This is a genomic window from Bradyrhizobium sp. Crot121, assembly GCF_059512385.1.
On record NZ_JCAMOR010000190.1, the window covers coordinates 1 to 2,587 of the forward strand.

Sequence of the window (2,587 nt, forward strand, 5' to 3'; positions counted from 1 at the left end):
GTTCCCAGCATGGAGTTTGAATCAGATATTCCTCCAATTGGGAATCCCGATTCCGGTAAAAAACAACATGCTCTAGCTCGTCAGTCGCGATGAAGAACTTCTCAAGTTCCTCCCGGATTGGCTTTGTCAGATCGTCAACGTCGCGCAATGCCTGCTCCGAGTGCGAGTTGCGGGGCACCGCAAGCAGGCGGTCGTTGCGCTCGGATTTCTTTTTACTCTTCTGTTCGATCTGAAGGACGCCAATAACGCGGCAGGTGACGACAAGTCCCGGAGAGGTTGCCGCGTCATGGATCACCATGATGTCGAGCGGGTCGCCGTCGTCTGCTTTGGTCGAGGGCACAAAGCCCCAGTCATGAGGATAGGTAAGCCCGTCAGCAGTGACTTGCTGAACGCGAAGCTTTCAAGCTTAGGGTCATAGGCGAACTTGGCACGGCTTCCGCGCGGCGTTTCCACAACAACATGGACCTCCCCATCTTCCGTAAAGGGCGGAAAGTTGAAAAAATTCGGCATGTCGCCTCTTTTAGGAAAAGCGCGAAGGAAGAGATGAGCGAGGAATTCCGTTCATCTTCACGAAAATGATCCCGCCGCACGCTGGTGCGAGAAGGGCACGCCATTCAAGGAACTCGGTCTCGACGATCCGAAATGGAGCGACGACGAGCTACCGACTTCATGATGGCGTATCCGATCCTGATCAATCGGCCTATCGTCGTCACACCGAACGGCGCGCGGCTACGCCGCGCTACGCTATAGCCGCAGGACAGACGCTGAGGCTCGACAATGCTTGCTCGGCGAGCTCCGAGCCAGCGGCAGTACTACATTTGGTACGACATGATCGATCGAGGTGCGGCTTAAGTGCTGCTGCTTCGCTTTTCGAAATGTCCCGGTCCAATCCATCATGGGTACAATGCAAAATCGATGCGCTAACATGCTGATTCTATTAGCACTTCGGACATCAATCGGTCTATTCGTTTTTTTGGGCGATAGCGGTTCAGATATTCATCGTCGATCTATTCCCTCATGTTTCCCAATCGGTTACTGGCTTACGTGATTGCCATGCTAAGCAGGCCCTTGGATCTTTCGGGTCTCCGGTACTGCGTGCGTCGCAGTACTGAGTGAGTTCGTGCAGTACCGCGCCAATCCCGTCCACCTTGTCCATCTATTTGCTTCGGCCCGAAAGTATCGTGCCGGTCTTCACACGCCTAGCACTGCAACGTCCCGGTCGTAGTTTTGGCGGCGATTGAGAAGGACGCTTGCCGATTTCTGTTCGCAGCGGATGCTTGCGTCTACAGAAAGGCGCGCTGAAAGCCTCAACCAACATTGGTGTGGTCGACGAACGAGCGTTGCCCTCCGAAGGCAAGGGTCACACGTTCGAATCGTGTCGGGTACGCCATTTTTTTGTTGTTTTCCAGCGCTGTATGCGTGCTTCGATAAAGACTTTGGGCCGCCGGCTCGTCCGGACGAGTAAGCAATCCGAAGACAAAGTCGCAGTTGAATGCCGATAACTTCGACCCGCCGAAAGCGCTCGTTACCTTAGCGCGGAGGATTTGCTCAGGCGTTAGGTTGTCACGTAGTTCTTTTCGTGAGCACGTCCGCGCGTGCCTGATCCGGGGCGAAGAGATCATCAGCACGTTGCACTTGCTACGCCGGTCTCGCTGACGGGGGTTGTCTCTTCTGTATCATCTGCAGCAAGTGGAGCAGCTGCCCTAGGGTGCACCGAACCATGCTGACACACTTCAAATCGAAGTTATTTGCCGGGTTCTGCTACTTCGCCGCCGTCGGCAGCGGTACCGGATTATCCGAAAGGGTACGCAGATAACTAATCAGATCGGCCCGTTCGCCCTCTCTCGGGATACCGGCAAAACTCATTGCAGTGCCGGGGATGTACCCTCTTGGACTGGCAAGAAACTTATTCAACTCCTCAAAGGTCCACGTGCCGCCCTTCGCCTTCATGGCCGCAGAGAAATTGAATCCGCGCCCCTCGCCCCGGTGATCGTTGACGATTCCGTAAAGATTTGGGCCAACGCGGTTGGGGCTACCCTTCTCGAAGGTGTGACAGGACGCGCATTTTCTGGCCGACTCAGCTCCCCTCTCGACCGAGGCGGTCTGCAGCAGCTTCTCGATTGGCTCAGAGGCTGCCGGCGCGGCTTCCTGGTCGCCACCATGCGCTTCTTCCTTCACCGCGATCTCATAGCCCGGCTTTGTCGGTATCGCGGGCGCGAAAATTGCGCTGGCGGCGAAGTTCGTCACCAACACAAGGATGCAAGTTCCCAGAATTGCACCGAGTATCTTGTTCAACTCGAAGGAATCCATTTTTAACTCCCCCTCTCCGCGCAGTTCGAGCGATACCGTCTTGTGCGAGCCGCCGACCAACATTTTTCCGCCGCCCGCGAGGCCGAGCGACACACGTCACTCACCCTCCCTGTTTGCCCCTGAGAACGCCACGGCTATCCAAAGCCGCCAACATCAAGGGAAAAATTGCGTTAGCTATCAGATCGCCCTCAGAACAAAGACTAGGTCGCGTGGACAGTTATCTTAGCCAGAGCAGAGTTGCGGCGATAGCGACGACAGCGAAGTAATTTCGTGCGGT

At 55.6% G+C, this 2,587-nt stretch carries 2 protein-coding genes and 1 pseudogene; 1 reads left to right on the forward strand and 2 read right to left on the reverse strand.

Features of this window, described 5'->3' with window-relative positions; translation table 11 throughout:
- Positions 1 to 340: inorganic diphosphatase (locus tag AC5ZGW_RS45720; RefSeq protein WP_496114148.1), on the reverse strand; the 340-nt coding region annotated here is incomplete at its 3' end.
- Between the two features lie 258 nt (positions 341 to 598).
- Between AC5ZGW_RS45720 and AC5ZGW_RS45725 the strand changes: the two are divergent.
- Positions 599 to 750, forward strand: a pseudogene (locus AC5ZGW_RS45725) (ArsC/Spx/MgsR family protein); the annotation flags it as partial.
- A 1,011-nt stretch (positions 751 to 1,761) separates the two neighbouring features.
- Here the strand turns inward: AC5ZGW_RS45725 and AC5ZGW_RS45730 are convergent.
- On the reverse strand, positions 1,762 to 2,310 hold the full coding sequence (locus AC5ZGW_RS45730) for a c-type cytochrome (protein WP_130231814.1): 549 nt from the start codon (positions 2,308 to 2,310) through the stop codon (positions 1,762 to 1,764).
- Positions 2,311 to 2,587: the final 277 nt, after the last annotated feature.

Excerpts from the sequence above, each read along its gene's own strand:
- AC5ZGW_RS45730 (WP_130231814.1), bottom strand. The coding sequence starts at position 2,310 with ATGGATTCCTTCGAGTTGAACAAGATACTCGGTGCAATTCTGGGAACT.